A 920-nucleotide genomic window follows, 5' to 3' on the forward strand; every position below is an offset into this window, starting at 1 on the left:
TAGGCAGAGAAAATCCAAGCAAAACAACACGTTAGACGGTATTATTAATTCGCTTGCCGCTTAAGGTTCTGTACATGCATTACCACTAACATTAAAAACCATAACAATCTGCCCGCCATTACCTCGCCTTATTGCGGCCCCTTGATACATGAATTAAATATCAGAAGAGGGGCTGACTGCAGATTATTTACGACGTCGATAGTCAGCCATTCGAATTATTTTGCCAGCGCTATCGTTTTCAGGCAGAAGCTCCCCCTCCTCCCGAAACTGGATCATTTCGCTGCGCATCAAATAAAAAGATTCCCGCATCATGCTGGCAATCCGGATACAGCTATCGAGATTGTTTTTAGCCAGGCGACGCTGACCGTCAATCTTGAACTGCAACCCGCGCAGACGGCGCTGCTGATCGGGGCTCGCCCGGGCCATCAACTGGTCAATCTGCTGCTCAAGAATCGCATCCAGCCGGGAAGGCTCACTCGCAGCCAACTCTTTCAGGGTGTCAAAATCAGGCAACTCCATATGCCCTCCTTGGCGACTATTGCTGGCAACCCACTGCGGCACCACACCATCACGCCCCAGCCATATAAACCTGTATATACGACGCGGCCAACAAGGGTTCAATCCATCCGCGGGCGGCTGAACCGGACAAGGATCATAACGAGGGTGTCTCTCTATTTTAATTGTGTTTGGAAACAAGCGATTATTTTTAATTCAGGCGCGATAAAACACTTATACATTTTAGGCGGTTATTTTATGTTTTTTATGGCAAATAAAAATCAGGAAGAGGTTATTTCACTTCATTCGACACTTTATTATTCCCTCGCCGGCCCGCGTCATCTTATGACCAGGGCGGGATCGCACTTTGTTAATGAAATTTGAACAGGCAGATCGTCTGTGATCTAATCGCGTCTCCATGCAGG

The 920-nt window shown here is 47.6% G+C and carries 1 protein-coding gene; it reads right to left on the reverse strand.

What is annotated here, in order from left to right; genetic code table 11:
- Positions 1–183: 183 nt before the first annotated feature.
- Positions 184–519 carry a DUF3135 domain-containing protein gene (locus tag PG888_RS22970; protein ID WP_075113503.1) on the reverse strand — a complete coding sequence of 112 codons (336 nt, stop codon included), beginning with the start codon at positions 517–519 and terminating at the stop codon, positions 184–186.
- Between the last annotated feature and the right edge of the window lie 401 nt (positions 520–920).

The organism is Aeromonas sp. QDB23 (assembly GCF_027707745.1).
In the GTDB taxonomy this organism is placed as follows: domain Bacteria; phylum Pseudomonadota; class Gammaproteobacteria; order Enterobacterales; family Aeromonadaceae; genus Aeromonas; species Aeromonas allosaccharophila.

Excerpts from the sequence above, each read along its gene's own strand:
- PG888_RS22970 (WP_075113503.1), bottom strand. The coding sequence starts at position 519 with ATGGAGTTGCCTGATTTTGACACCCTGAAAGAGTTGGCTGCGAGTGAG.